This window comes from Streptomyces kronopolitis (assembly GCF_014646275.1).
Classification (GTDB): domain Bacteria; phylum Actinomycetota; class Actinomycetes; order Streptomycetales; family Streptomycetaceae; genus Streptomyces; species Streptomyces kronopolitis.
The window spans coordinates 1-529 of record NZ_BMND01000131.1 but is presented as its reverse complement, the minus strand read 5'-3'; the positions used below and the strand labels follow the sequence as shown (position 1 = coordinate 529).

General features: G+C 35.2%; 1 protein-coding gene. It reads left to right on the top strand.

The window, feature by feature from the left end; all coding sequences use genetic code 11:
• Window positions 1-184: 184 nt before the first annotated feature.
• Window positions 185-529, top strand: a 345-nt coding sequence (locus IEY78_RS35480; protein WP_189104837.1) for an LptF/LptG family permease, incomplete at its 3' end; no start/stop codon positions are given.

The following is a 529-nucleotide window of genomic DNA, read 5'->3' as shown; positions in this document are numbered from 1 at the left end:
CGAAGAGCCTTTAAAAAACGCTGTGTTTGAACATGCCAAAAACGCCTTAAAATTTTTTATAGAAAGCCATGATTTTAACGCCATGCAAAATCGTTTCACGCTTAAAAAACCTTTAAAAATAGAAAGTTAAATGCGCTCTATCAAAAATTTCAAGTTTTTATCGTGGTTTGAATAAGGGCTTAAAATGCGTTTGTTTAGATTTGTGGGGTGGTATTATTTCAAATACTTTTTAATCGTGCTTTTAGCTTTAGAATTGTTTTTTGTAGGCATTGACAGCTTAAAATACGCCGATAAAATGCCCGATTCTGCGAACATGATTATTTTATTTTTCACCTATGACATCCTATTTGCTCTCAATTACACCTTGCCCATTTCCTTGCTTTTGGCGATGGTTTTATTTTATATCGCCTTCATTAAATCCAACCAATACACCGCCCTGCTCTCCATTGGCTTTTCCAAATGCCAGATTTTAAGCCCTATTTTTTTGATCAGTTTGTTTTTCACGGCCGTTTATGTGGGGTTGAATGCG